22 protein-coding genes are annotated in these 25,923 nt (G+C 55.5%); 15 read left to right on the top strand and 7 right to left on the bottom strand.

Features of this window, described 5'->3' with window-relative positions; all coding sequences use genetic code 11:
• Nucleotides 1-78 precede the first annotated feature (78 nt).
• Nucleotides 79-1,512, top strand: coding sequence for an NfeD family protein (locus ACJJID_RS01815; protein WP_444921233.1), 1,434 nt, complete (start codon nt 79-81; stop codon nt 1,510-1,512).
• A gap of 83 nt (nt 1,513-1,595) precedes the next feature.
• Nucleotides 1,596-2,360 carry a slipin family protein gene (locus ACJJID_RS01820; RefSeq protein WP_444921234.1) on the top strand — a complete coding sequence of 255 codons (765 nt, stop codon included), beginning with the start codon at nt 1,596-1,598 and terminating at the stop codon, nt 2,358-2,360.
• Nucleotides 2,361-2,442: 82 nt separating this feature from the next.
• Here the strand turns inward: ACJJID_RS01820 and pgi are convergent, their stop codons facing one another.
• The 4 genes from pgi to nhaC all read right to left on the bottom strand — a co-directional run bounded on the left by pgi (nt 2,443) and on the right by nhaC (nt 7,685).
• The gene (pgi, locus tag ACJJID_RS01825; RefSeq protein ID WP_444921235.1) at nt 2,443-4,065 is read right to left on the bottom strand and encodes a glucose-6-phosphate isomerase; all 1,623 of its coding nucleotides are present in this window, start codon (nt 4,063-4,065) and stop codon (nt 2,443-2,445) included.
• Between the two features lie 314 nt (nt 4,066-4,379).
• Entirely contained in the window at nt 4,380-4,574 is a 195-nt protein-coding gene (locus tag ACJJID_RS01830) for a hypothetical protein (protein WP_152451883.1), read from the bottom strand.
• Between the two features lie 512 nt (nt 4,575-5,086).
• A complete protein-coding gene (locus ACJJID_RS01835) occupies nt 5,087-6,190 on the bottom strand; it encodes a DUF3549 family protein (protein WP_444921236.1) in 1,104 nt (367 codons plus the stop codon).
• A complete protein-coding gene (gene nhaC / locus ACJJID_RS01840; RefSeq protein WP_444921237.1) occupies nt 6,183-7,685 on the bottom strand; it encodes a Na+/H+ antiporter NhaC in 1,503 nt (500 codons plus the stop codon). The genes ACJJID_RS01835 and nhaC overlap by 8 nt, the downstream gene beginning before the upstream one ends.
• 328 nt (nt 7,686-8,013) lie before the next feature.
• Here nhaC and ACJJID_RS01845 point away from each other — a divergent pair, with 328 nt between their 5' ends.
• From ACJJID_RS01845 to ACJJID_RS01870, 6 genes are all read left to right on the top strand, one after another.
• On the top strand, nt 8,014-9,183 hold the full coding sequence (locus ACJJID_RS01845) for a 1-acyl-sn-glycerol-3-phosphate acyltransferase (protein WP_444921238.1): 1,170 nt from the start codon (nt 8,014-8,016) through the stop codon (nt 9,181-9,183).
• 102 nt (nt 9,184-9,285) lie between these two features.
• On the top strand, nt 9,286-11,424 hold the full coding sequence (dinG, locus tag ACJJID_RS01850; protein WP_444921239.1) for an ATP-dependent DNA helicase DinG: 2,139 nt from the start codon (nt 9,286-9,288) through the stop codon (nt 11,422-11,424).
• Between the two features lie 103 nt (nt 11,425-11,527).
• Nucleotides 11,528-11,851, top strand: coding sequence for a YqcC family protein (locus ACJJID_RS01855; protein WP_444921240.1), 324 nt, complete (start codon nt 11,528-11,530; stop codon nt 11,849-11,851).
• A 297-nt stretch (nt 11,852-12,148) separates the two neighbouring features.
• Nucleotides 12,149-12,841, top strand: a complete 693-nt coding sequence (locus tag ACJJID_RS01860) for an ATP-dependent zinc protease family protein (protein WP_444921241.1) — start codon at nt 12,149-12,151, stop codon at nt 12,839-12,841.
• Between the two features lie 61 nt (nt 12,842-12,902).
• On the top strand, nt 12,903-14,435 hold the full coding sequence (locus tag ACJJID_RS01865; protein ID WP_444921242.1) for an inactive transglutaminase family protein: 1,533 nt from the start codon (nt 12,903-12,905) through the stop codon (nt 14,433-14,435).
• A 9-nt stretch (nt 14,436-14,444) separates the two neighbouring features.
• Nucleotides 14,445-15,449: an alpha-L-glutamate ligase-like protein gene (locus ACJJID_RS01870; protein WP_444921243.1), complete on the top strand. Its 1,005-nt coding sequence runs from the start codon at nt 14,445-14,447 to the stop codon at nt 15,447-15,449.
• Nucleotides 15,450-15,503: 54 nt separating this feature from the next.
• Here ACJJID_RS01870 and ACJJID_RS01875 read toward each other — a convergent pair whose 3' ends face one another.
• Both ACJJID_RS01875 and ACJJID_RS01880 read right to left on the bottom strand, forming a co-directional pair.
• Nucleotides 15,504-16,664: an acyl-CoA desaturase gene (locus ACJJID_RS01875; RefSeq protein ID WP_444921244.1), complete on the bottom strand. Its 1,161-nt coding sequence runs from the start codon at nt 16,662-16,664 to the stop codon at nt 15,504-15,506.
• A 313-nt stretch (nt 16,665-16,977) separates the two neighbouring features.
• Nucleotides 16,978-18,180 (bottom strand): fatty acid desaturase, encoded by a 1,203-nt coding sequence (locus ACJJID_RS01880; RefSeq protein ID WP_444921245.1) that lies wholly within the window; start codon nt 18,178-18,180, stop codon nt 16,978-16,980.
• A 587-nt stretch (nt 18,181-18,767) separates the two neighbouring features.
• Between ACJJID_RS01880 and ACJJID_RS01885 the strand changes: the two genes are divergently transcribed.
• Nucleotides 18,768-20,771 (top strand): ATP-binding protein, encoded by a 2,004-nt coding sequence (locus ACJJID_RS01885; protein WP_444921246.1) that lies wholly within the window; start codon nt 18,768-18,770, stop codon nt 20,769-20,771.
• Between the two features lie 56 nt (nt 20,772-20,827).
• On the opposite strand, the gene ACJJID_RS01890 is transcribed toward ACJJID_RS01885, so the two are convergent.
• Nucleotides 20,828-21,631 carry an inositol monophosphatase family protein gene (locus ACJJID_RS01890; protein WP_444921247.1) on the bottom strand — a complete coding sequence of 268 codons (804 nt, stop codon included), beginning with the start codon at nt 21,629-21,631 and terminating at the stop codon, nt 20,828-20,830.
• A 135-nt stretch (nt 21,632-21,766) separates the two neighbouring features.
• Between ACJJID_RS01890 and trmJ the strand changes: the two genes are divergently transcribed.
• The 6 genes from trmJ (at nt 21,767) to hscB (ending at nt 25,886) form a co-directional block, all read left to right on the top strand.
• Nucleotides 21,767-22,558, top strand: a complete 792-nt coding sequence (gene trmJ, locus ACJJID_RS01895) for a tRNA (cytosine(32)/uridine(32)-2'-O)-methyltransferase TrmJ (RefSeq protein ID WP_444921248.1) — start codon at nt 21,767-21,769, stop codon at nt 22,556-22,558.
• A 109-nt stretch (nt 22,559-22,667) separates the two neighbouring features.
• Nucleotides 22,668-23,144, top strand: a complete 477-nt coding sequence (gene iscR, locus ACJJID_RS01900) for a Fe-S cluster assembly transcriptional regulator IscR (RefSeq protein WP_152451911.1) — start codon at nt 22,668-22,670, stop codon at nt 23,142-23,144.
• 64 nt (nt 23,145-23,208) lie between these two features.
• Nucleotides 23,209-24,423 carry an IscS subfamily cysteine desulfurase gene (locus ACJJID_RS01905; protein ID WP_444922594.1) on the top strand — a complete coding sequence of 405 codons (1,215 nt, stop codon included), beginning with the start codon at nt 23,209-23,211 and terminating at the stop codon, nt 24,421-24,423.
• Nucleotides 24,424-24,450: 27 nt separating this feature from the next.
• A complete protein-coding gene (iscU, locus tag ACJJID_RS01910) occupies nt 24,451-24,873 on the top strand; it encodes a Fe-S cluster assembly scaffold IscU (protein WP_252084807.1) in 423 nt (140 codons plus the stop codon).
• Nucleotides 24,874-24,924: 51 nt separating this feature from the next.
• Nucleotides 24,925-25,236 (top strand): iron-sulfur cluster assembly protein IscA, encoded by a 312-nt coding sequence (gene iscA / locus ACJJID_RS01915; RefSeq protein ID WP_444921249.1) that lies wholly within the window; start codon nt 24,925-24,927, stop codon nt 25,234-25,236.
• A gap of 122 nt (nt 25,237-25,358) precedes the next feature.
• The gene (gene hscB, locus ACJJID_RS01920) at nt 25,359-25,886 is read left to right on the top strand and encodes a Fe-S protein assembly co-chaperone HscB (RefSeq protein WP_152451917.1); all 528 of its coding nucleotides are present in this window, start codon (nt 25,359-25,361) and stop codon (nt 25,884-25,886) included.
• Nucleotides 25,887-25,923: the final 37 nt, after the last annotated feature.

The following is a 25,923-nucleotide window of genomic DNA, read 5'->3' on the forward strand; positions in this document are numbered from 1 at the left end:
TTAATCTGATTGAGTTACCCCGGCCAGAAATACAATGGCTGGCCGGGGTTTCTCCGCAATCGCATCAGGGAAGGATGCATGTCGAATCAGATATCGTCAGCGGTATTCTTGCGCGGCGCGCTCATCCTGACGCTGCTCCTTGTCGTTTTGATCTCGAAAAGTGCCGCACAAGAAGATGCTTCCCCCCATGTGGCATTGTTGTCTATTGATGGTGCCATAGGCCCGGCCACAACCGATTATTTTAAGCGCGCCACTGAGAATGCCGGCGCGCGCGGTGCCGAGTTAATTATTGTGCATATCGATACTCCTGGCGGTCTCGATGCAGCGTCCCGGGATATTATCCAACATATCCTTTCCTCCCCCATTCCTATTGCTACCTATGTATATCCCTCGGGTGCTCGTGCAGCCAGTGCCGGCACCTATATCCTCTATGCCAGCCAGATAGCGGCAATGGCCCCGGCTACAACACTAGGGGCAGCCACGCCAGTGCAAATAGGCGGGCCCCCAGGAACGCCATCTCCCGGTGGCAACCCAAAAGAGGACGACCAAAAAGAGGAGGCAGAAGAGGCGAATAAAGAGGACGAAGAAGGTGAAGAGGAGGAAAAAAAGGAGAAACCATTATCCGGCACTGCCATGGAGCGCAAGATGGTGAATGACTCCGTTGCTTTTATTCGAGGTTTAGCACAACGCAATGGGCGCAATGCGGAGTGGGCGGAGAAAGCCGTTCGTGAAGCGGCAACCCTGACTGCCTCGGAAGCGCTGGAGATGAATGTTGTCGATATTGTTGCCAAGAATGATGAGGATTTATTAAAGCAGGTGGCCGGGCGCAAAGTATCTCTCGATTCCGGCGACATTACTATTTCGCCAGAGATTGCCCAGCTCCCTATAGAAAATTACGAGCCGGATTGGCGCAATGAGTTACTAGCCCTGATTACCAATCCCCAGGTGGCTTATATTCTTTTATTAATTGGTATTTATGGCCTGATTTTCGAGGGGTATAGCCCCGGAGCTTTTGTGCCCGGCATCGTAGGGGTTATTTGCTTGTTATTGGCCTTCTATGCTTTGCAGGTTTTGCCGATTAATTATGCAGGTTTGGCACTGATTATCGTTGGCGCGCTTTTGATTGTGGCGGAAGTTTTTATGCCGAGTTTTGGTGCCCTGGGAATTGGTGGAATTATTGCCCTGGTGATTGGCTCGGTGATGCTGATCGACACCGATGTGCCCGGCATGCAGGTGTCGCGAAAATTGATCGCAGCGATTGCCGGCGTAAGCGGTGTTTTTCTTTTGGGTCTTTTAATGGCGGTGGGTAGGAGTTTACGCAAACCGCGGCTTGCCTCCGATCAGGCCCTGGTGGGACGAGTGGCGGTGGTGAGTAATGTAAGTGAGAAAGAGGTGCTGGTGCACCTCGATGGAGAGATTTGGCGGGCGCACTGCGAGACGCCACTGGAACCCGGGCAGCGAGTGCGTGTTATTGCTCAGCGCGGTTTGCTGCTCTATGTGGAGCCGGGCTAGTCATTTCGGCTGTCAATTAAATTGGCTTTTACTGGGCGAATTTACCCCAGAAAATTTACAAGCGGTTATAGGGAGAGATAAGCATGGTCAGTTATTTTGTTGGGCTGTTGGTGCTCGCGGTATTACTGCTATTGATGTATGCCATCCGTATTTTGCGGGAATACGAGCGCGCGGTGGTCTTTTTCCTGGGGCGCTTTCAGACAGTTAAGGGTCCTGGCCTGATTATCATTATCCCGATTATTCAAACTATGGAGCGGGTGGACTTGCGAACCGTAGTGATGGATGTGCCCACGCAGGATGTGATCAGTCGCGATAACGTCTCGGTAAAAGTGAACGCGGTTGTTTATTACCGGGTCGTCAATTCGCAGTCGGCGATTATCAATGTTGAATTTTATCACGAGGCTGTGAGCCAGTTAGCACAGACCACCCTGCGTTCGGTGCTGGGTAAACACGAGCTGGATGAAATGCTTTCCGAGCGTGACAAACTTAATGTGGATATTCAAAAAATCCTCGACGAGCAGACCGATGCCTGGGGAGTGAAGGTCACTAATGTTGAAATTAAACATATCGATTTGGATGAGAGTATGGTGCGCGCCATTGCCCAGCAGGCCGAAGCCGAGCGGGCACGGCGAGCCAAGGTGATCCACGCAGAGGGCGAGGCGCAGGCGGCCTTAAAATTAACGGAAGCGGCCAATCAGCTATCGCAAAATGCCAACGCGATTACTTTGCGCTACATGCAGACCATGATTGATATCGCCGGAGCAAATAATAGCTCAACGATTGTATTTCCCTTGCCGCTGGATTTGATTGAGCCTTTGTTGAAGCGCGGTTCTGAGGCACAAAAATAAGAAAGCGCATTTTTCTGGTAAACGGAACTAAAAAGGCCGCATTGGGATGCGGCCTATTTAGTGGGGCTCTTGGCAAATTATTTTATAAGAGCTTTTCCATTAAAGAGCGGGTAGAACTATCCCAATCTTCAGGCACATGTCCTTCGGCGGCTTTGTATATCTTTGTACTTAACTGTTTGCCTAGCTCTACACCCCACTGGTCAAATGGGTTAATTCCCAAAAGGCAACCGCCAGTGAAAACCTTATGCTCGTAAAGTGCTAACAGCGCGCCCAGGTGATGTGGATCTAACTTCTCCAGGATGAGGGTATTACTCGGGCGATTACCGGGGATGGCTTTGTGCGGAGCCAACGCATGGGCCTCGCGGTGGGTATAGCCGGTATCTTCCAGCTCCTGGCGTGCCTCGTGAAGGGACTTGCCGCGTAATAGAGCCTGGCTTTGGCTGATACAGCAGGCCAGTAGCCAGCGGTGTTGCTCGTGCAGCTCGGAGGTAGGCTGCTTGATAGCGATAAAATCCGCAGGAATCAGATCGGTACCCTGGTGCAATAGCTGATGGAAGGAGTGCTGCCCATTGGTGCCTTCGGTGCCCCAGATCACACTGCCGCTGGGATACTCCAGAGGCTTCCCCTCTTTGTCTACGCTTTTGCCCAGGCTTTCCATATCCAATTGTTGCATCCAGGCGGGAAACTTGGACAGGCGCTGAGCGTAGGGCAGAATCACCTGGCTGCCGGCACCCCAGCACTGGCGATACCAGAACTGAATAAGCGCCAGCAATACCGGCAGATTTTCCTCCAGTGGGGCATTGGCAAAATGGGTGTCCATGCCATGAGCACCGGCTAAAAGTTCCTCATAAACCTCATAGCCACAGGCCAGGATGATCGGCAGGCCAATTGCAGACCACAGCGAGTAGCGACCACCCACCCAGTCCCACATGGGGAAAATATTTTCCGGGGCGATGCCAAAGTCTTGTGCTGCGACAATATTGCTGCTGACCGCCACAAAGTGCTGGGATAATTGTTTTTCATTGGCGCCAGAGGCCAAAACCCAGCGGCGCGCGCTTAAGGCATTCTCTCGGGTTTCCAGGGTGGAGAAAGACTTGGAGGCAACAATAAAGAGTGTCTCCTCCGGGTTGAGATTTTGGATAGTACTGCTCAGGTCAGCACCATCAATATTCGCTACAAAATGTACGCTAATACCTTTTTTGTGCCATGAGCCCAAAGCCTCGACCACCATACGAGGACCGAGATCGGAGCCGCCGATACCGATATTCACGATATGGCGAATGGGTTTGCCACTAAACCCCAGCCATTGTTCTTCGTGGATGCTATCCGCAAACCGTTGCATCTGAGCGCGACAATCGGCCACGGCGCGCTCATGCTCGGTTTTGGGCGTTCCTTGAAAGCGCAGCGCAGTGTGTAGTGCTGGGCGGTGCTCGGTATTGTTGACATTGGCACCGCTAAGTAAGGCTGCAATCTGGCGGGTCAATTCCTGGTCTTCGGCATACTCGAGCAGCAGCCGTAATGTCTCTTGCCGCAAGTGATTTTTACTGAAATCTAAATAAATGCCGGCCGCCTCGCAGCTGAAACTGGTTGTGCGCTGGGGGTCGGTGGCGAAAAGCTCACGTAAAGACCACTTTTGTTGTTCGAAATGAGATTGTAATTGTTGAATTGCTGAGGAGCGGCTCAGAGTTAAAGTTTCACTTGTCATGGTGGTCGTTAATTAACTCTCTTGTGAGAAATTTATTATTGCGGTGTTTGCAAGCTTATCGACACTTGCTGGTAAAAGGTTGGCAATGCTAACGCATTACCTTCGCTGAACCAGTGCCCAGACGGTACAGTCTATTACAGAAAATGCGATTACGGTAAGGATGGGTGCCCCAAAAAAACAAATGCCGCTCGTGAAAGCGGCATTTGGTGGTGATTCATACTAAATAATGCTTTGTTCCTTATGTGTCTATCAGTGCAGATTTAGTCAAAACCTCATTTAGTATGAATCACCACGCTGTTCTGCTTGAAATGATTTTACTTCACCACTTTCATGCAGCGTACTCTATCAGAAGCCATCCAGCAGTCAGCATCTGCGGGGCAGGCCATGGAAGTTGGAATTTGTTCAGCGCCGGGTGGGCAGTAAGCTGGCGGTGCCGGAGGGCTACAGCAACCTGCTAGAACCAGTGCACTGATAATACCGATTAAGTACTTGGCTGGAGTGAAATTCATCCCCTAACTCCTTTCCGTTGATGTTAGCCATTAGCATAGCCAATAAAACGTCACCTGTTGGTCAGCTTTGCAAAATGTGTTTTACAAAGATGCCGCCTAATTGAGTGTAATAGGCGCAGAGAGAAAAATGCTGTCAGGAGGGAATTCGGGAAGAAGTTGGCGCCAGTTTATGAATTTATTCCTGTAAAAACCGGGTTTTTTCTTTGGCTTGATGTGCGGTGTGTCGAAGTTTTGAGTGGTTTCTCTAAATCACTTTGCTTTTATTTTTTTTAAATTAAATTTTAATTGGGTGATGTGTTTCTTGAGCAATATATTTTAGGTGGCTTTTTCTGGGTTGGGTAAGAAGACTTAAAAAAATGGCAGCTTATTACTTTGGGAATAAGTGAGTTGTTTGTTTGGTAAAGGGCGGCAGCACTATTGGCTGCCTGGAGATGATCAGTGGTGAATAAAAGGAAAAAGTTTGGCGTTGAAACAGGTGGGAACCTAGCTGCTTCAACGTCGAGTAAGCAACCTTAATGGATGGGCTTCGGACCGTGGAGGAAATTTCCAAAAGCCTGGGCCAGGGTTTCATCACGTGCGGGGTCGCGCAATGTGCTTAGCAAAGAGGCTCGCACTTGGGGGAGGAACATCAGGTCAGAGAGCAATAAATTGAATGTGCTTTGCTTGTTACTCTGTGCCAGAGCATTGAGCCAGAGCTGGGCTAGCGGCTGATTTTCCAGGTCCAGGGGGCAGCGGCTGCCGATGGCGGCGAGCAGTTCGATGGGTTGAACCGAGATGGGTGGAACCGAGGTAGACCGAATATCGCTTGACGACGGTTGCCGTTGCAGTGCCTCTAGCAGTTCTTTTAGCAGAGAGTGGCGTAGGCCTTGCGCTGGCGAATTGGAAATACCCCGCACTGCGGCGGCAATCAGGGTGAAGTCTGGGGTATCTTGGGTGTCAATATTCAATGACTCGCGTGCGCGAGTGGCGATTACTTCCACCAGTTGGTGATCGATCGCTTCATTTTCCAGGCAGTGGCAAAGGTTGATAAAAACCGGGGCGGCAATATGTGGAAGTTGGCGCAGCAACAGTTCTTTCTGTGGCTCCCAGCGGGTAGCCAAGTCAGCGATGCCCTGTAGCCCGAGATTGTCCCAGCGGGAACTTTGAGGGTCACTGAAGTAATCGAGCACCGCTGCATAGTGTGTGCTGGGTGTCTGTTTTAATAGTTTTGCGGTATAGGCGTGGAATGCCGCTTGGCGCTCGCTAGAGGGTGTAAAGAGTAGGCCGCTTTGCTGCAGTAGCTGATCGAGTTGTACCGCAGATTCGGAAGCGGGCGCCTGTTTGAGTTCCTGGGCTAGGGCGCGCAGCAAGCCATCGCGGGCCTGCAATTGCAGTTTACCCTGCTCATCGAGAGGAAAGCGCAGAAACCATACCGCGGGTTCACCACCTTCGGCGGGCTGCAATAAGAGCCCACTCCAAGCCTGGCGCAAATAGGGATAAGGCCAGGCTTTTTGTCCCGCCTCGAAAGCCTCGGCTGTGGACTTTGGCACAGGCTGGAGACGCCGGCCCAGATCGAACCAGCGTAATTTAAAGTCCGCCTCTTCGATCAGGGCGCTCAGGGTACCGCTTTCACTCATGACAGCTTTGTAGATTTCCTTCTTTGCTGGGGGATGCTGTGGCCGCCACTGAGATTGGCATCTGCTTAAAGTGCAACCAGCCGTAGGCGATGGCCAGCAGTGGGCAGATGATATTGAACAGGGCGTAGGGTAGGTAAGAGAAGGTATAAACGCCAAGGGTAGCCGTCATATAGGCCCCACAGGTATTCCAGGGAATCAGCACCGAGGTGATGGTGCCGGAGTCCTCCAGGGTGCGGGACAGATTCAGGCCGTGCAGGCCCTTCTCTTCAAAGGCTTCTCGGAACATGCGGCCCGGAATAATAATCGCCATGTATTGGTCGCCGGCAGCGGCATTCATGCCGAAACAGGTGAATACCGTGGAAGTCACCAGGCCGCCCACAGTTTTAATACGCGTCAGGGTCCAGTTGACGATCACTTGCAGGAAACCGGCACGCTCCATGGCGCCACCGAAGGCCATGGCGGAGGTGATCAGCCACACGGTATTGAGCATGCTACTCATACCGCCTTTCGAGAGGAGTGCAGCGACATTCTCATTCGTAGAGGTGGATTTATAGCCATCGAACAGGCTGTACCAGGCGCCTTTGAGTGCGGCCAGGGCACCTTCGTCGCCACCCAGGCGGCGGGCAGTCTCCGGCTCAAAAATCAACGCAATGGCGCAGCCCACCAGGGAGCCGACGATCAGAGTGGGGAAGGCGGGGACTTTGCGCCAGGCCATAGCGAGCAGCAAGATCAGAGGCAGCAAGCTGATCATGGATATCTTAAATTCGCTTTTCAGGGCGGTGAGGAGAGACTCGATATCCGAGGCGGAGGCGGTACTGGCTTCTGAGGTAAACCCGAGGAAAGCAAATACCCCCAGAGCGATCACGAAGGCTGGAATCGCGGTCGACATCATATGGCGGATATGCTGGAACAGATCGTTGGATGTTACCGCCGCAGCCACGTTGGTGGTGTCAGACAGCGGCGACATCTTGTCGCCAAAGTAGGCGCCGGAAATTACCGCGCCGGCAGTGATTTCCGGGGATAAGCCAAGAGCGCCGGCAATCCCCATCAGAGCCACACCCAGGGTGCCGGCGGTGGTCCAGCTGGAGCCGATGCTGAGGCCTACCACGGCACAGATAATACAGCTGGCGGCGTAGAACCACTGGGGCGAGAGTATTTGTACCCCGTAATAAATCATCGATGGCACAGTGCCGGCCAATATCCAGCTGCCAATCAGAGCGCCCACGGCTAGTAATATCAGAATCGCGCCGAATACCAGGCCGATGCCGTGCAGCATGCCCCCTTCCATATCGCTCCAGCTGTGGCCGTTCTTCATACCCATCAGCGCAACCACACAGGCACATAACAACAGTGCGATTTGGTTGGGGCCGTAGGAGGAGTCGGCGCCGTAGAAATACACTGACAGCGACAAGAGAGCGATCAGGATCCCCAGGGGGATCAGCGCGTCCAGCAGGCTGGGCGTGCGCGGTTCATTAGTGGGGGTGGCTTGAGACAAGGTGGACTCCTGCTTGGCTGCGTGGCTTGTGCCGTATTCGTTATCGTTGTTTTTGCCGTCGGCGGCGGTTGACCTTCCTATTCTCCCGGCTTGGGGCGGTGAAGTCTACTTTGAATGGCGAATAGGGCAGGAGGATCTTTTAGCTGACTGAGCGGACTAAACATACTTTCATCACTTCGGTCAGCCATCTGGTCAGGAGAGGTGCTAGCAGTTCGGCGAGGCTTCCGGTATGTTCTGCGCCGATTTCTTATCCCGGTCGCTTTTTGGCCGCAAAAATACAATGAGCCCGGATCGCCTCTGGTTAGTAAGTCCGGCAGGTAGTGATGTCATGAGAGCAAGTGAGTTAGACCCCGCTCAATTTGAGGATATGCGCCCCTATCGCGATGATGAAGTGCGCGCTGTATTGGATCGGCTGATTGCCGACCCGGAAATGTCCCACGCCGTAGCGCATTTCCTGATTCCCAAGCTGGCGCGCCTGGAGGGCCCCCTGGCCTGGTTGGTGCGTCAGTTCCTGCGTTTTGAGTTCCGCAAGGTGCACGATGTGCGCGGTGTACAGGCGGTTGTGGAAAAGTACATCGACAAAGTGGTCAATCGCACCACCGCGGGGCTGACGATTTCCGGGCTGGATACTCTACCGAGGGACCGCGCCTGCTTGTTTGTGAGCAATCACCGCGATATCGCCATGGACCCGGCTTTCGCCATTGTGTCCATGTATAAAGAGGGACACGAAACCTCCCGTATCGCCATCGGCGACAACCTGCTGAGCAAGCAGTTTGCCAGCGATATTATGAAGCTCAACAAGTGCTTTACGGTCAAACGCAGTTCCGGCAGTCGTCGTGAAAAGCTACAGGCCGCCATGGAGTTGTCCAACTATATCTACCACTCCATTGTGAATGACAATGAGCACGTTTGGATTGCGCAGCGCTCCGGGCGTGCGAAGGACGGCATGGACCGTACCAACCCGGCTTTGGCGGCCATGTTCGCCATGACCAAGGATCGGGATATGTCCTTTGCCGACTTCTGGCGCAAGCTGCACATAGTGCCGCTGTCCATCTCTTATGAATGGGACCCCTGCGATGCTCAGAAGGCCAAGGAGCTCTACATCACCGAACACAAGGAAGAGTACAAGAAAGCCAAAAACGAGGATCTAGCCTCCATTGGCAAAGGTGTGATCGGTTTCAAAGGGCGGGTGCATACCGCATTTGGTACACCTATTGAGGCTGACTTCAATGATGTCAACAGCCTTGCCGAGGAGATCGATCGGCAGATCGTTGGCAATTACACTCTGCATCCCACCAACCTGATCGCCTACGAGATGATCTACGGCGAAGTGTCCGGGTTGCCGGTGGGCTATCCACACAAGCCTTGGGACGCCAGCGAACATCGGGAAACCCGCGAGAAGTTTGAGGCGCGCATGGCCAAGATCGATGAGCGCTGGCGGGAAAAGGCCATTCAGGCTTACGCCAATCCGGTGGTTTCCCGCCTGGCGTTTGAATGATCACTGCTGGGGATGCTTTGTCCTAGCGGTGCTGGTGGCGAGCGGGCGCTTAGTGGATAATAGCGCCCCCTGCGCCACCCACTAGCGAATAGATTCTCCCCTGTGCTCAACGACAAACACAAAAGCGCCATCCAGGCTGCCTACAGCCAGTTCTTGTCCAACCGTGGTCTCAAGGCCCGCTACGGGCAAAAACTGATGGTGGCGGCCATTGCCCGCACTCTAGGTTCGATTGCACAGAATGCCAGTGGTGAGCGCAACAGCGATAAAACCGATGGCGAGCATATTTGTGTGGTAGAAGCCGGCACGGGCACCGGCAAAACGGTTTCCTATTTGCTCGCCGCCATTCCCCTGGCCCAGGCCCAGGACAAAACCCTGGTGATCTCCACCGCTACCGTGGCCCTGCAGGAGCAGATTATCCACAAAGACCTACCCGAGGTGGTGCGCCACAGTGGTCTCAACTTTGAGTTCGCTTTGGCCAAAGGGCGTGGCCGCTACTTGTGTCTGTCCAAATTGGATCAGCTGCTTTCCAGTTTCTCCTCCAGCGGTACCGGCCTTTCCCTGGGGCTGTATGAAGACGAGCTGCCCCAGGTGGGGGAAGACAGTGTTGCCCTTTATCAGAAAATGACTGACAGCCTGGCCTCTGGCCGCTGGGATGGAGACCGCGACAACTGGCCGGAGACGATTGAGGTTGATGACTGGAGCCGGGTAACAACAGATCACCGCCAGTGCAGTGGTCGTCGCTGTCCCCATGTAACCAATTGCAGTTTTTTCCGGGCGCGGGAGAGTCTGGGCAAGACCCAGGTGATTGTTGCCAACCACGACCTGCTGTTGGCGGATCTGGCCCTGGGTGGTGGCGCCATATTACCGCCGCCAGAAGAGACGATTTATGTGCTCGACGAGGCTCACCACCTGCCGGACAAAGCCCTCAACCACTTCTCCCACCACAGCCGCGTCGGTGCCTCTACTGGTTGGCTCGACCAGGCCAATAAGGCCCTGGGGCAGATGCTCAGTGAGATTGGCGATGGCGCCGAACTGGATCGCTGTGGTGAACAGCTGCCGGCGGTGCTCACCTCCGCCAAGCAGGGCTTGGAGCAGATGTGGCCGCTGATCGAAGAGCTGTGCGAATTCGAGGATGAGCGCGGCAATACTACTCGCCACCGCTTCGAGGGCGGCGTGGTGCCGGACTCCATGATGCAGTTAGCGGAAAAGCTGCGCGAGGATTTCGACGAGCTGGAAAGCCTGTTTGGCAAAATGTTGCAAACCGCTCAGCGCATGCTGGAGGACGCCCACTCTCCTGTGCCTATTGTTGACTTGGAGCGCTGGTATCCACAACTCGGCAGCTGGTATGGGCGTGCCGAGGCCAATTTGATGCTCTGGGCTAACTATGCCCGCGCCGACGCGGATGGCGCTCTGCCACAGGCGCGCTGGGTCACCCTGGTAGATTGGGGTGGTTCGACAGATTTCGAAGTGTGCTGCTCGCCAATCCTGGCTGGCAAGACCCTGGAGTACAGCTTATGGCGTCGCTGTTACGGTGCGGTGCTTACCTCTGCGACCCTCACCGCACTGGGCAAATTTGATCGCCTGCGCATGCGTGCCGGCACCCCGGAAAATGCCAGCTACCAGGTAGTACCCAGTCCCTTCGACTTTTCCCGTGCCACCTTGCAGGTACCTGCCAGCGCAGTGGATGCGGGCAATGCGGACCAGCACACCGATGCGGTGATTGATGCCTTACCGGAGCTGCTCAAGGATTCCGGCGGCTCGCTGGTGCTGTTTTCCTCACGCCGGCAAATGGAGACCGTCTACGAGGCGTTGCCGGGTACCTGGCGCAACCGAATCCTGATGCAGGGGCAGCAATCCCGCCAGCAGTTACTCGACTCTCACCGTGAAATCGTCGATGGTGGTGGAAGCAGTGTGCTGTTTGGTCTCGCCAGCTTCGCCGAGGGACTCGATCTCCCCGGGGATTACTGCAAACATGTGGTAATTGCCAAGTTGCCCTTTGCAGTGCCCGATGACCCTATTGAGGCGGCCCTGGCGGAATGGATTGAGGCCAAGGGCGGCAATCCGTTTATGCAGATCACGGTACCGGATGCGGCCCTGAAGTTAGTGCAGGCCTGCGGTCGCCTGCTGCGAGCGGAAGGGGATAGCGGCACGGTGACATTATTGGATCGCCGGGTGGTGAGCCGTCGCTACGGCCAGGCCATTCTCAATTCTCTGCCGCCATTTAACCGTCGTATCGAATAACCTCTTACTGAAGTGGGCCCCATTTTCGACTCTCGGTCTGGCGTGCCTGCCAGGGGGGCTGGAATCACACACCGCCGCTAAGGCGGTCCCAGGTATTGGATTTATGCAAGCTATTTACTTTGAAGTCGCCGATCAACTGTTGCAGCTCGAGGCGGAGTTGCGTCGCATGGCCCTGTGGCAGGAGGATGCCCCAACGGCGGAAGCCCTGGCCAGTACTGAACCTTTCTGTGTCGACACCCTGACTCTGCCCCAATGGCTGCAGTTCATTTTCCTGCCGCGTATGCGCCAGCTGATTGAGGGGGAGATGCCGCTACCGCAACAGTGCGGTATAGCGCCGATTGCTGAGGAGTTTTTTAAGGACCGCGGTGGTGCCGAGACCCTGGTCATTATCCTTAAGGGCATCGACGAGCGCTTACAGCGCGGTTGAGTACCTCTGTCCGGCGCCTACCCGCAGGGCGCCGAGGCTTCTTTTCGGCTATCTTCAAATACCTCCCAACCGGTAACGATTCACGCCTAGCAACCGAATTCTCAAGATCTGGCGCGTGTCACATTGTCGCGCTTGCATCGCTCGACGGTAGGAACATCCCTGTTCACCGGGCTCTTTCATAGGCTAATATCGACTTTTTGTTTGCGTGGGGAGGAATTTCTGCGCTTGCAACCGTGAACGCTGCGCAGACGGCGTGGTCGGATTTGAATGCTAATGGGGCAAGAGGTAATTGTTAGGATGCAGAAATTTTCCCTTCTGTGGTTATTGGTGGTGGTCCAGTTACTAGTGGGCTGCAAGTCGCTGATGTATCCCGAACAGAACCAGCAGGGGGCTGAGCCCACTGCTGCGCAACCGGGACAACCTCAGGGAGAAATACTGCAGTGCCCAGAGCCTGTAGAGGTGATTTGTGCAGAGCCTGAGGTCAGGGTTGTTGAGAAGGTCGTCGAACGAACTGTTGAAAAAGTAGTCGAAGTGCCCGTCGCCAAAGACAAACTGGTTCTCGGAGCGGTAGAGGAAATCTCCATCGAACCCTCAGGCCTGGTTATTGAGTCTGTTGTGGATACCGGCGCACCGACAACCACCTTGCGCGCGCAGACTTTGACACGCTTCGAGCGCGACGGTGAAGACTGGATCAGAATCGAATTGGCACTGCCGGAAGTAGATGGCAAAGCCAAAACCTCTTCCATAGAGCTGCCTATTCAGCGCCATATCCGCGCGAACCGTGTCGGCTTTCCGAGCCAGCGTCGCCCGGTGGTGGAAATGAACCTGACTGTGGGTGAGGTTACCCATATGGTCGAGGTTAGCCTGACCGATGAGGGCGGCAACGATATTATGATGGTACTGGGCCGCAACTTCCTAAAGGATGCTGCGGTTGTCGATGTGAGCCGGCGCAATATCCAGGGGCAACCTCGAGTGTTCGGGAATAAATAGACCGCTTATTGCATATACAGTTAGGTTCCCTTTGGAACCATAGATTTATGGGGAAGGGCGAATGTCGCCGCGCGTTCAAGTTTATGTTATTGCGGCACTGCTCGCATTGATCGGAGCGGGTCTCACCGCTTACAAACATTTTGAATTGGGTTTTCCACTGTTGCCGGGTGAATACCGCACCGTTTGGACTATCGAAGCCAAGGTGGGCTTCGTTGCCGAAGGCGGTCCGGTCAAAGCGGCGTTAACGCTGCCCCGCGAGCAGCGCAATATGGAAATTCTTGGGGAAACTTTCAGTTCCTCCGGTTTTGGCTTTTTTATCGCCCGGGAAAATGATGAGTATCGGGCGGTGTGGACGCGTCGCTCCGCCGAGGGCTCCCAGTCCCTCTTCTACCGCCTTGATGTCTATCAGACGCCCGGTGCGGCGCTGGAGCAGCCTCTGAACCTCAGCACTGAGGTGAAGAAACCCTTCCTCGGTGCGCGTGAGCAGGAAGCCGTGCGCCTAGCCATCGATTCCTTGGTGAAGCAGGCCCGCGAACGCTCCTCTGATGTGGAGTCCTTTACTACCCAGTTGCTGTTTGAGTTGAATGACGATGGCAACCAGGATCGCAACCTGGTTTTCCGCCACTACGCCGATAAATCCCTGGTGGATGTGGCTCTGCTGATGCTCGCCACCGCCGATATTCCCGCCCACCGCATCCGCGGTCTCTATTTAGAGGACGACCGCCGCCGCCTCGATCCAGAGGACCTGCTTGAGGTGTATGACGGCCAGCGCTGGATTGTGTTTGAACCCACTAGCGGCTTGCCAGGCATTCCCGACAATTTCTTTATCTGGCAGCGCGGCGGCAAGAGCCTGCTCGATCTGGAGGGTGGCCGCAATTCGCAGGTGACCTTCTCGGTGATTTCCAACGACGTGCCCGCACGGGATGTTTCTATGCGCAGCACGCAGGGTGAGAAAGAGGCGCTGGTGGATTTCTCCATCTACAGCTTGCCTATCGAGCAGCAGAGCATCTTTAAATTGATCCTGCTGGTGCCGGTGGGTGCTCTGGTGGTGGTACTGTTGCGTATCTTTGTTGGGCTGCGCACCTCCGGTACTTTTATGCCGGTATTGTTGGCGATTGCTTTCATTGAAACTCAGCTGTTTACCGGCCTGGCAATTTTCGTTTTGATCTTGGTGCTCGGCCTGTGGGTGCGCTTCTATCTGAGTCGGCTTAATTTGCTCCTTGTGTCGAGGATCGCCGCCGTGGTGGTCACGGTGGTGTTGATTATGGGAGTGATCAGTGTGGTCAGTTATAAGCTCGGTATCGAGCAGGCGCTGACGGTGACCTTCTTCCCGATGATTATTCTGGCCTGGACCATTGAGCGCATGTCCATCGTGTGGGAAGAAGATGGTCCCTACGAGGTGGTGGTGCAAGCCGGCGGCAGCCTGTTGGTGGCAGTGTTGGCTTGGTGGGTGATGACTAACCGCTATGTGGAGCACTGGACCTTTAATTTCCCAGAGCTGCTGCTGGTACTGCTGGCCTTTATCCTGGTTGTGGGTAACTACACCGGCTATCGCCTTAGCGAGCTGATGCGTTTCCGGCCGTTGGTCAAGTAGGGGATAGCGATGCTGCAGTTCTCATTCAAGCACATCATTAACAAGGTCCGCGGCGGTATCGTTTCGCCGCTGGCCTTGAACAGGATGGGCATTCTCGGCATGAATGCGCGCAACATTAACTACATTGCGCGCTACAACGACCGGGAAAAATTCCCCATTGTCGATGACAAACTTAATACCAAACGTGCGGCCAAGCGCGCGGGAATTCCGGTGCCGGAGTTGATCGCGGCTTTTGAAACCCCGGCCAGCCGCAAGCGTGTGATGGAAGTGATTGATCCCCTGTGGAAGTTTGTGATCAAGCCTGCGCGTGGCTCTGGGGGAAAAGGCATCCTGGTCATTGCCGGGCGCGAAGGGGAAAAGTACAAGAAGATTTCCGGCTCTCAAATTGAAGCCCTGGATATCTTGCGCCATGTCAACAATATCCACAGTGGCCTCTACAGTCTCGGCGGTAAGCCCGACCGGGTGATGGTGGAAGCGCTGGTGGATTTCGATCCCATCTTCCAGGATTACTCCTTTGAGGGGGTGCCGGATATTCGTGTGATCGTATTCCGTGGCTACCCGGTAATGGCGATGTTGCGCTGCTCCACTCATAGCTCCGATGGCAAGGCCAATTTGCACCAGGGAGCTGTGGGGGTGGGTATTGACCTGGCCACGGGCAAAAGCTGCCACGCGGTTCAGCGCGGCTTGCGTATCCAGCACCACCCGGATACGAAGATGTCTTTCGGTGAGTTGAAAGTCCCCGGTTGGTACGATCTAGTGCGCTTAGCGGCAAGCTGCTACGAAATGACCGGCCTTGGTTATCTCGGTTGCGATATCGTTCTGGATCGCGAGCGCGGTCCGCTGCTGCTCGAAGCCAATGCTCGTCCAGGCCTCGCCATTCAGGTGGCTAACGGCGTCGGTTTGCGCCAGCGCCTGCGTTTTATCGAGGGGCTGGACGAGGAAATGCACGAGAAAAAAGTCGACGAGCGGGTGGCATTTTCCATGCGTGAATTCGCTGCGGAAAAAACCCTTTAATCTATTCGGCTGCGCGCATTCGCTACCAGTTTTATTCTTTTCGCAAGCGGTGTGTCAGGAGGATGTAGCTGAATCCGACTGGCACTGCTTTATCAGCCTGCTCAGGCGCCGGCTTTGCATTTTCAAACTGAATTCCAGTTCTTTAATCTTGCTTTGAATGGCCAGTGAGCGCCACTTTTCTGCGATTCGATCCCCGCGGCAGTGGGCGCGCTGTAACTGCAGGTTTTTCCAGTTTTCCAGTGCCCTGGCAAACTGTATGGCCTCGTTCTCCAATAGCTTTAACCAGTCCTCCCTGTGCGCGCTACCCCCGAGCTTTTCCTTCGCCTGGCTGAACTGCACTGCCAGCTTGGCTTTTTGTATCTGCACCGCAGGAGGAGTTTTCAGGTCGCGGGTAATGCCAACCCAGCTCAGTAGCTTTATTAGCCACTTGGTTGGGTCGTATTGATACCAGTGGATGCCATTGCGGTAGTCGGTCTGAAAGGCGTGGTGATAGTTGTGGTATCCCTCGCCAAATACAAACAGGTTGAGAAAGAGATTATCCCTCGCACTGATATCGTTTTTATAAGGGCGCTTGCCCCACATGTGGGCGAGGGAGTTCACCAGAAATGTTGTGTGATGGTTGACTACGATACGCAGTATTCCTGCGAGCAAAAGTATACCTATCAGGTCTCCAGTGAGGAGCCCCAGTACGATGGGAATGCCCAGATTCATGGAGAGGGTGATGGGGATATAGTGATTGTGTTGCCACATCACGATCTTGTCCCGCTTCAGGTCCTCGACATTTTTGTAATCGAGATGACTGCTCGGATACTCGTGCATCATCCAGTCGATATGGGAAAACCAAAAGCCGCGCATCGCCGAGTAGGGGTCGCGATCATTGTCGTCAATATGTCGGTGGTGTAAGCGGTGGGCGGCACACCAGGTCAGGGTAGAGTTTTGCAGGGCAGCCGCGCTGAATAAGGCAAAGAACAGGCGTAGCGACCAGTGGGCTTTGTAGCTCTTGTGAGACCAGAGCCGGTGATTACCCGCTGTCACTGAAAGACTGCACAAGGCGGCTAATAGAGCGAAGGCGAGCCACTGGTACCAGTGATATCCAACCATCAGCCCGTAGATGGGCACGGCGGTCAGGGCCAGGAAGCCTGTACTGGCAAACAGCACTGTGGGGACCCAAAAGCATTTGCGTTTGGTTGTGGATGTCGACGAAGCGTTATTCATATTTCGAGCCTGTCTGTGAAACGGTCTCGGGGAAGCCCCTTATTTGGGTGGCGCAGTTTTTCTATTAAGGTACTTAGCGGTGTATTCCTGGGAGTAGTTCCCGGCTACAAACATAAAGGTACTCACATAACGATACTTACATAACGGTACTTGCATAACGGTACTTGCATAACGGTACTCAGAGAATATAGATAATTATTGGGAGGAGGCGCAGAGGGTTCTTGATGGCCAGCAATCAAGCCTTTCCCCCTTGTGGCGCCTCGCCAACCTGGTGGAGTCACGGCAGCTAACTAAGCCAAATCCAGAGCCCGGCCTAGCCTGTCGTTGCGGGGCTCAGGGGGAGCTGGCGCATCATGAGTCGCAGGCGTTCGCTCTGCATTTTTAGCCGGAATTTCAGCTCGCGAATTTGTGTTTGAATAGTCGCCAGCTTCCATCTTCCCGAGGCGTTATCTGGGTCTATGGCGCGACGCTGGGTCATTAATGCTTGCCAGCGATCGAATATTTCACAGAAATCCTGGCGCTCTCGCTGTAATAGTTCGCGCCAGTATTGCTGATCCTGTGTCGCTAGTTTCTCCAGTTGCTGTTCGGCCCGTTCAATTTCCACCTCCTGAGTTGCTCTATAAATCTGTAGCTTTGTGGCAGCTCTCAGCTGCCAGGTGATGCCGAGCCAGCTGAGGCTTTTTATCAGCCATTTGGTCGGATCGTAGGCAAACCAACCAACGCCATTGCGATAGTCTGCGGGAAAGGCATGATGGTAATTGTGATAGCCCTCGCCAAAAGCAAAGATATTGATAATAGGGTTGTCCCGAGCGGAAATATCGCCCTTAAATTTTCTTTTGCCCCAGCGGTGCCCGAAAGAGTTGAGGGCAAAAGCGGCATGGTGATTGACCACCATACGCAACACGCCCGCCAGTAAAAACATGGCGATAATATCGCCGGTAATCAGACCGAGGATCAGGCAGATCGCAAAGTTCATACCGATGGCGATCGGCAGATAGTGACGGTGCTGCCACATCACAATTTTGTCTTGCTGAAGGTCTTTGACATTGTCGTAGGTTTTCCTGCCTGATGGATATTCGCGCATCATCCAATCCAGGTGTGAAAACCAGAGACCCCGCTTAGAGGAGTGGGGGTCCAGGTCATTATTGTCGGTATAGCGGTGGTGCAGCCGGTGTGCCGAACACCAGTTCAAAGTGGTGTTTTGTAGGGTTGCAGCGCTGAAAAGGGCAAACCATAAGCGAAGCATCCAGTGGGCTTTGTAAGTTCTGTGAGTCCACAGGCGATGGTTACCGGCAGAGATAGATATACCGCACAGTCCGGTAATGAGTATAAAGGCGAGCCATTGCTGCCAGGAGTAACCATATTCGAGCCCATACAGAGGCACGGCAGTCAACGCGAGGAAGCCCGTGCTGGCGAAGAGAAGTGTAGGGGCCCAATAGCGTTTTCTTTTCGCCGTATTGCTTGCCGAAACTGTACCCATCCGCTCTACCCCGGAGATCAGCAGCACATTTAGCATTGGCTGTTACAAAGCCCTTCGCCCTGAGAGGGAGATTTGGCGCTGAATAACATCCCAGTGAAAATTGTGGCACAAATTTATTGGTTGGCCTGAGTAGCGCAAGTCCGCGAGCCCTTTTTGAAAGGCGAGTTCTGGTTAGAAAAGCGAGTTCTGGCACATGGCGCCTCTTTTTGGTGCGATAAATAAGGTTGTTGGCACTTGTTGGGTCAACTTGCCTGGGGTGATCCATGGGTAGAGAGGTCAGTTCTCACTAAATCCGGCAAAAAAACTTGGCACACCGATTGCAAAATTAGAAGTGTACGGGACGCATGACCCGTACTTCGGGGAGTTTGCATGGGGTTATGGCAAACCGTTTCCACTGAGAAACTTCCCGTTTTCTCTCATCATCGCTGATTACGGCCCCGCACTGCGGGGTCTTTTTTCTTCTCACTACCTTCCCTCACACTCACGTCTGAAAAAAATTTTATTTTTGTGACTCTGTGTGGAATTCTGATTGGCACTAATGCCTGGTAAATAGACGCCCCATTCGCGCCTAGGTATAAAGGCCCCCTTTGTTTTGCCTGCAATGCCAACGAATCGAGTTAAGCGTGTCCGAACCTCAAAACCCCGTCCCGCCCCATCTCCCCTTCCTGCTGTCCACTCCAGAGGAGCTGCATTCCTTGGGTGCGCTGGAACTTGCCCATCAAACTGGTCGCCTGCAGGGGCTGATGATGGATGTGGATTCTGGCTTGTGGGAATGGCACTTGAACAGCGGTGCCCAGCGCGCCCAGGGGGATATCTGGCACCTGTTCGCCGACAGTGCCGATCGGGCCCTTCAGGCCCTGTGGTCTGGTACCGAGTTGCACCCGGTTCACTCCGATGAGCGCCACCGTATTCTCTCACTGCGCCACCGAATCGCCAGTCAGGGGGGGTATTTTGATATCGCCTTCCGTGCCTATGACATCACCGGCCAGCTGCGCTGGCTGCGTTTTTGTGGGCGGGCGACCACCAGTGCTGACGGCAGCGAGGTGATCGCTATAGGCACTTGTGCCGACTACAGCGAGGCTCTGTCCCAGCGCTACCTGTCAAGCTTGCCCAGCGAGCGACCACTGCAGGCGCTTTCCGGGGTTGGGGACGGCTTGTGGGAGTGGGATTTACGCGCCGATGAAATGGTTCTCGACGACGCCTGCTGGGGAATTCTCGGTTACGAGGTGAGCCCCATACGCAGTATCGGGCGCTCTGCCGCCGAGCAGTGGAAGGCGCGCATCCTCACAGAGGATATAGCCAGGGTGGAGCAATCCATGTTGGACCATGTGCGCGACCGCCTGCCCCTGGATGTGGAATTCCGCTTGTGGCGCTCTGATGGCAGCCTGGTGTGGGTGCGTTGCCGCGGCAAGGCGCAGCTCGACAGTCGCGGCCAGCCGGTGCGAGTACTCGGGATTTTGCAGGATGTCAGTGCAAGCCGTGAGACCCAGGCGCGCCTAGAGCGGGAATTGCACCAGCAGCGCGAGGAAAATGCCCACCGCGCCGATCTTTTATTCAGCCTGAGCCACGAGTTGCGCACCCCACTAAACGCCATTTTGGGATACAGCCAAATGGTGGAACTGGATCAGAGTCTGAACTCCGATCAACGCCAGCGCCTTGGGGAGATTCGCCGTGCCGGTCAGCATTTATTACACCTGGTGGGCGATGTACTGGAGCTCGCCCGCATCGACAGCCGCCGGCTCGGCCCTTCAATGGAGTCAGTGCGCCCGGTGGAATTAGTGGCCGAGTGTAAACGCCTGCTGGAACCTCTGGCAGAGACCCGCCGGGTCAGCCTGGTTTACGAGCCCCTCGGCTGGGAGTCCGCCTATATCTGCGCGGACCCGGTGCGCTACAAACAAGTGGTGCTAAATCTCGCCGGCAACGCGGTGAAATACAATCGGGATAATGGCAGGGTCATTATTAACTTCACTCCCCAGGCGGAGGGATGGCTGCGCCTGAGTATTCTCGATACTGGCAAGGGAATTCCGCCGGAGCGGCGCAGTGAGGTGTTCGAACCCTTCAATCGATTGGGAGAAGAGAAGGGCCATATCGAAGGCACCGGTGTAGGTTTGGCAATCGCCAGACGCCTCACAGAGGCTATGGGCGGGCGTATCGACTTTGACAGTCAGGAGGGGCAGGGCTCGGTTTTCTGGATTGAGTTTCCCATGATCGATGCGCCCGATGCCCTGATGAGTTTTTCCGCCCATCCACAGGAACCGCCGAAGCTGCCGGAAGGGCGGCTGCTGCTTGTGGATAACCGCCCAGCTGCGGCGGATCAGCTCAGGGAGATGCTAAAGGAGACTCCTCAGATTCAATGCCTGGTTGCCACCGATGTAGTGGAGGCCATTTTTATCGCGCGAACCCAACGCCCCGATGTACTGCTGTTTCACAGTGAGGTACCGGGTATGTCTGCCGCCGACCTATTGTCTATTTTGCAGGAGGATATCGCCACCAGGGCTATGCGCTTTGTATTGGTAGGTGAAAAACCGAATGGGGAGAGCTACCCGGTTCTGCCGGCAGAGTTTGATTTTATGCAGTTATCCCGTGTACTGGCGGAAACCCTTGGACGCTCAGGAAGGTCGGTTTAATTCAAGAACAGGGAAGAGCTGGCCCGACGACAGCCGGGCCAGTGAGCGGGTAGGAATTAGCGCACAGAACCCAGGTGCTTGCCTACGATCTGCAGCAGTGGCTTGAAGACCTTGGGGGTGGCGCACACCAGGTGTCCGGAATCCAGGTAGTCCTCACCACCGCGGAAATCGCTGATCAGGCCACCGGCCTCTTTGACCAACAGGGAGCCTGCCGCGATATCCCAGGTATTCAGGTACATCTCCCAGAAGCCATCAAAGCGCCCGGCCGCTACATAGGCCAGATCCAGCGCGGCGGCACCGGGGCGGCGGACGCCGGCAGTCTGCCCGGCGATCTCTTTCAAAGCGCCCAGGTAGGGGTCGATGTTTTCCAGAGCTGGGCCATTGAAGGGTAGGCCGGTGCCGATTAGCGCGCCGCGCAAACCCTGGCGTGGGGAAACGCGGATGCGGCGGCCGTTCAGGGCCGCGCCGCGGCCGCGGCTCGCGGTAAATTCTTCACGCTTGATGGGGTCGAGTACCACCGCGTGCTCGATGCGGCCGCGATAGCGACAGGCAATAGATACCGCAAACTGGGGTACGCCGTGGATAAAGTTGGTGGTGCCGTCGAGGGGATCGATAATCCACTCGTAGTCGGGCTCGGCGCCTTCGATCAGGCCGCTCTCTTCAGCGCGGATGCTGTGCTTGGGGTAGGCCTTGCGCAGGTGGTAAATAATTTCCTGTTCACTGGCCTTGTCCACTTCTGTGACGAAATCGTTGCGCGCTTTTTCCTCGAATTTCATCAGGTCGCCGCGCTCCCAGGCCCGTTCGATCAATTCTCCGGCCTTGCGCGCCGCGCGCAGGGCAATATTTAGCATGGGTTCCATAACTATTCCGCACTGAGTGGTTGAAGTGGTTAAAAAGCAGACCGCGGGTTAACCGCAGCGGACGCGATTGTATGGATTCCCGTTCCTTTTTGCTACACTCGCGCGCCCCCATGACACCGAATTATTACTTTCAGTATGGCCAAGTCCCCTTTAGACACGACTCCGCTCAGCGCGCTCGATAATGTGCGCGTGGTTCTGGTTAACAGCGCCCATCCCGGAAATATCGGCGGTGCCGCGCGCGCCCTCAAGAATATGGGCCTGAGCCAGCTCTATCTGGTGGCACCGCGGGAATTCCCTGCGGCCAATGCCGTGTGGCGCGCTGCCGGCGCAGCGGAGCTGCTGGATAGCGCCGTGGTGGTGGACACTCTGGAAGAAGCGGTGGCAGATTGCGGCTTAGTGGTGGCCACCAGCGCCCGCGAGCGGCGCATCCCCTGGCCTTTGCTGACGCCGCGCCAGTGCGGCGAGCGCGCAGTGGCCGAGGCCTCCAGCCACCCGGTGGCGCTGGTGTTTGGCCGAGAAGATCGCGGCCTCACTAATGAAGAGCTACAGGCGTGCAATTACCATGTGCATATTCCCGCCAACCCGGAGTACAGTTCTCTAAATTTGGCAACTGCTGTGCAGGTGCTCTCTTATGAAGTGCGTATGGCGGCACTGGAAGCGGAAAAAGGCGAGCCTGTTAGCTATGCCGACTGGGATCGCCCACCGGCTAAAGCCAGTGACATGGAGCTCTATTTCGATCACCTGCAGCAGGCGCTGGGCGAACTCGGCTTTATCGACCCGGACAATCCCCGCCAAACTATGACCCGTTTGCGCCGACTGTATAGTCGTGTGCGCCCGGACGATATGGAGTTGGGCATCCTGCGCGGCATGCTCACCGCCATTCAGAACTATATCCACCGCTCTGGTGGTAAGGGTCGCCCCGACTAGCGGGTTGAGTACCCGAGTACTTTGCTCGGTTATATACTTGACTAAGGTGCTGGGTTATTTCATACTCGCGCCCCGATCGGAAAAGGCTGTACATCAGTTGGGAGCTGGTATGCGTTTAACAACCAAAGGCCGCTATGCGGTAACCGCCATGCTGGATCTGGCGTTGCATGCAGAGCGTGGGCCGATCAGCTTGGCAGATATTTCCAAACGGCAGGGCATCTCCCTGTCCTACCTGGAACAGTTATTTTCCCGCCTGCGGCAGTCTGGGCTGGTGTCCAGTGTGCGCGGTCCCGGCGGCGGATACCGCCTGGCCCGGGATGGCGAAGAGATTTTTGTGGCTCAAATTATTGATGCGGTCAACGAATCGGTGGATGCCACCAGCTGTGGCGGCAACGCCGATTGCGCCAATGGCGAGCAGTGTCTGACCCATTACCTCTGGTCCGATCTAAGCGACCAGATTCACGGTTTCCTGAGCGGTATCAGTCTGGCCAATCTGGTATCGCGCGCCGAGGTGCAGGAAGTGGCGCGCCGCCAGGATATGCGTGAAGCACCGGAACAGCGGGTCGCCGTACTCGGCGGTCTGTAAATATCGGCCACGGTTGTGGCCAAAGCGGAATATTTGAGAATTATTGAGCGGAAACGGTATGACTATGAAGCTTCCCATCTACCTGGATTATTCAGCTACCTGTCCGGTTGACCCGCGTGTCGCTGCAAAGATGGCAGAGCAGCTGACGATGGAAGGCAACTTCGGTAACCCGGCTTCCCGGTCCCACCTCTACGGCTGGAAGGCCGAGGAAGCGGTGGAAAATGCCCGCCGCCAGGTGGCCGAACTGATTAATGCCGATCCCCGCGAGATCGTCTGGACCAGTGGTGCCACCGAGTCAGACAACCTGGCGATCAAGGGTGCGGCGCACTTCTACCAGGGTCGTGGCAAGCACATCATCACCTCCAAGATCGAGCACAAAGCAGTGCTGGACACCTGTCGCCAGCTGGAGCGTGAAGGCTTCGAGGTCACCTACCTGAATCCCCGTGAAGACGGCATTGTTACCCCGCAACAGGTTGAGGAAGCACTGCGTGAGGACACTATTTTGGTGAGCCTGATGCACGTGAACAACGAGATCGGTGTGATCAACGACATCGCCGCAATCGGCGAACTGTGTCGTTCGCGCAAAGTGATCTTCCATGTGGATGCGGCGCAGAGCGCGGGCAAGCTGCCCATCGACCTGCAAGAGATGAAGGTCGATTTGATGTCCTTCTCCGCCCACAAGATTTACGGCCCCAAAGGCATTGGCGCGCTGTATGTTCGCCGCAAACCCCGCGTGCGACTGGAAGCACAGATGCACGGCGGTGGCCACGAGCGCGGTATGCGTTCCGGCACCCTGCCCACCCATCAAATTGTGGGTATGGGTGAAGCCTTCCGTATTGCCAAAGAAGAAATGGTGCAAGAAGGCGAGCGTCTGGTGTCCCTGCGCAACCGTTTCTGGGGTCAGATCAAAGATATGGAAGAAGTCCATATCAACGGTTCCGCCGAACAGCGTGTTCCGGGCAACTTGAATGTCAGCTTTGCCTTTGTAGAGGGCGAGAGCCTGATTATGTCCCTGCGTGACCTGGCGATTTCCTCCGGTTCCGCCTGTACCTCTGCGAGCCTGGAGCCCAGCTACGTGCTGCGCGCCCTGGGCGTAAACGATGAGCTGGCACACAGCTCACTGCGTTTCAGCTTCGGCCGCTTCACCAGCGAGCAGGACGTGGATACCGCAGCGGCCGCCGTGCGCAAGGCGGTGGAGAAACTGCGTGAATTATCGCCGCTTTGGGATATGTACAAAGACGGTGTCGACCTGAACAAGATTGAATGGGCCGCTCACTAAGCGCGCGCATGAGTTAGGAGAAAAGTCATGGCCTATAGCGATAAAGTAATTGACCACTACGAACACCCCCGCAACGTCGGACGTATGGACGACAAGGCGGACAACGTGGGCACCGGCATGGTGGGCGCGCCCGCCTGTGGTGACGTGATGCGCCTTCAGATTCAGGTGAACGACGCGGGTGTGATTGAAGATGCCAAGTTCAAAACCTACGGTTGCGGCTCTGCCATCGCCTCCAGCTCGCTGCTCACCGAATGGGTAAAAGGCAAGACCATCGACGAGGCGGAGCAGATCAAAAATACTGCCATCGCCGAAGAGCTGGCCCTGCCGCCGGTGAAGATTCACTGTTCCGTGCTGGCGGAAGATGCGATCAAGGCCGCTGTGCGCAATATCCGTGAAAAGCGCGGTGAGTCTGCCGAAGCCGCTGACGCGCCGGAATCCGCCGCAGGTTAACCATCGGGCCCCGAGCCCCATAGTAATGAAGGTATTGTTTTGGCTATTACCATGACCGAGGCCGCTCAGGCTCATATTAAGAGTCAGCTGGCCAAGCGCGGCACAGGTATCGGTATTCGTGTGGGTGTGAAGACCGCCGGGTGCTCAGGCCTTGCCTATGTACTGGAATTTGTCGATTCGGCAGAGGCCGAAGACGTGGTGTTCGAGCAGGATGATGTAAAGCTGATCGTGGACCCCAAGAGCCTGGTTTACCTGGACGGTACCCAGCTCGATTTCGTCAAGGAAGGGCTCAACGAGGGCTTTACCTTCACCAACCCCAACGTTAAGAATGAGTGTGGCTGCGGCGAGAGTTTTCACGTCTGAGTGTGGCCCGCTACAGAGAGGCCGGGTGCACTGTGCATACCGGCCTTTTTATTGGCCCGGCAATCGCCGGGTGGGGCGCCGCCGCCCAGTTTTTAAGGCCCAGTGCCGGCAGGTGAACTGAGATGGCAACCAACCTGACCCATTTCGAAATATTCGGGCTAGAGCCCGCCTTTGAGCTCGATCGCAGCGCCCTGGCCGCGCGCTATAGGGAATTGCAGCGGGAATTTCACCCGGACAAATACGCCTCCAAATCCGAGCGCGAACAGCTGCTCGCTATCCAGATGGCCGCGCAGATCAATGAAGCCCACACGGTTCTTCGCGATCCGGTACAGCGCGCCGCCTACCTACTCAAACTCGCTGGAGTGGAAGTGCCGCCGGAGCAGACTACCGCCGATACGGAATTCCTGATGCAGCAAATGCTGCTGCGCGAGCGTCTCGAAGAAGTACGTGAACAGCCAAATCCCGCCGTCGCTTTGGAGGAACTTGCCGATGAGGTCGATGGCCTCTACCGCGGTGAACAGCGGCAATTTGCCGAGACCTATGCCGCAGGCAAGTTCAGCGAAGCCGAGGACTCCCTGCGCAAGCAGCAGTTTCTGGTGAAGCTGCAATCGCAGGTGGAAGAGCTGGAAGCCGATTTGTTCGGCGATTAAACAATCGCTATCAGAAAATAAACCGGGATCTGGCGCA

The organism is Microbulbifer sp. CnH-101-G (genome assembly GCF_052466775.1).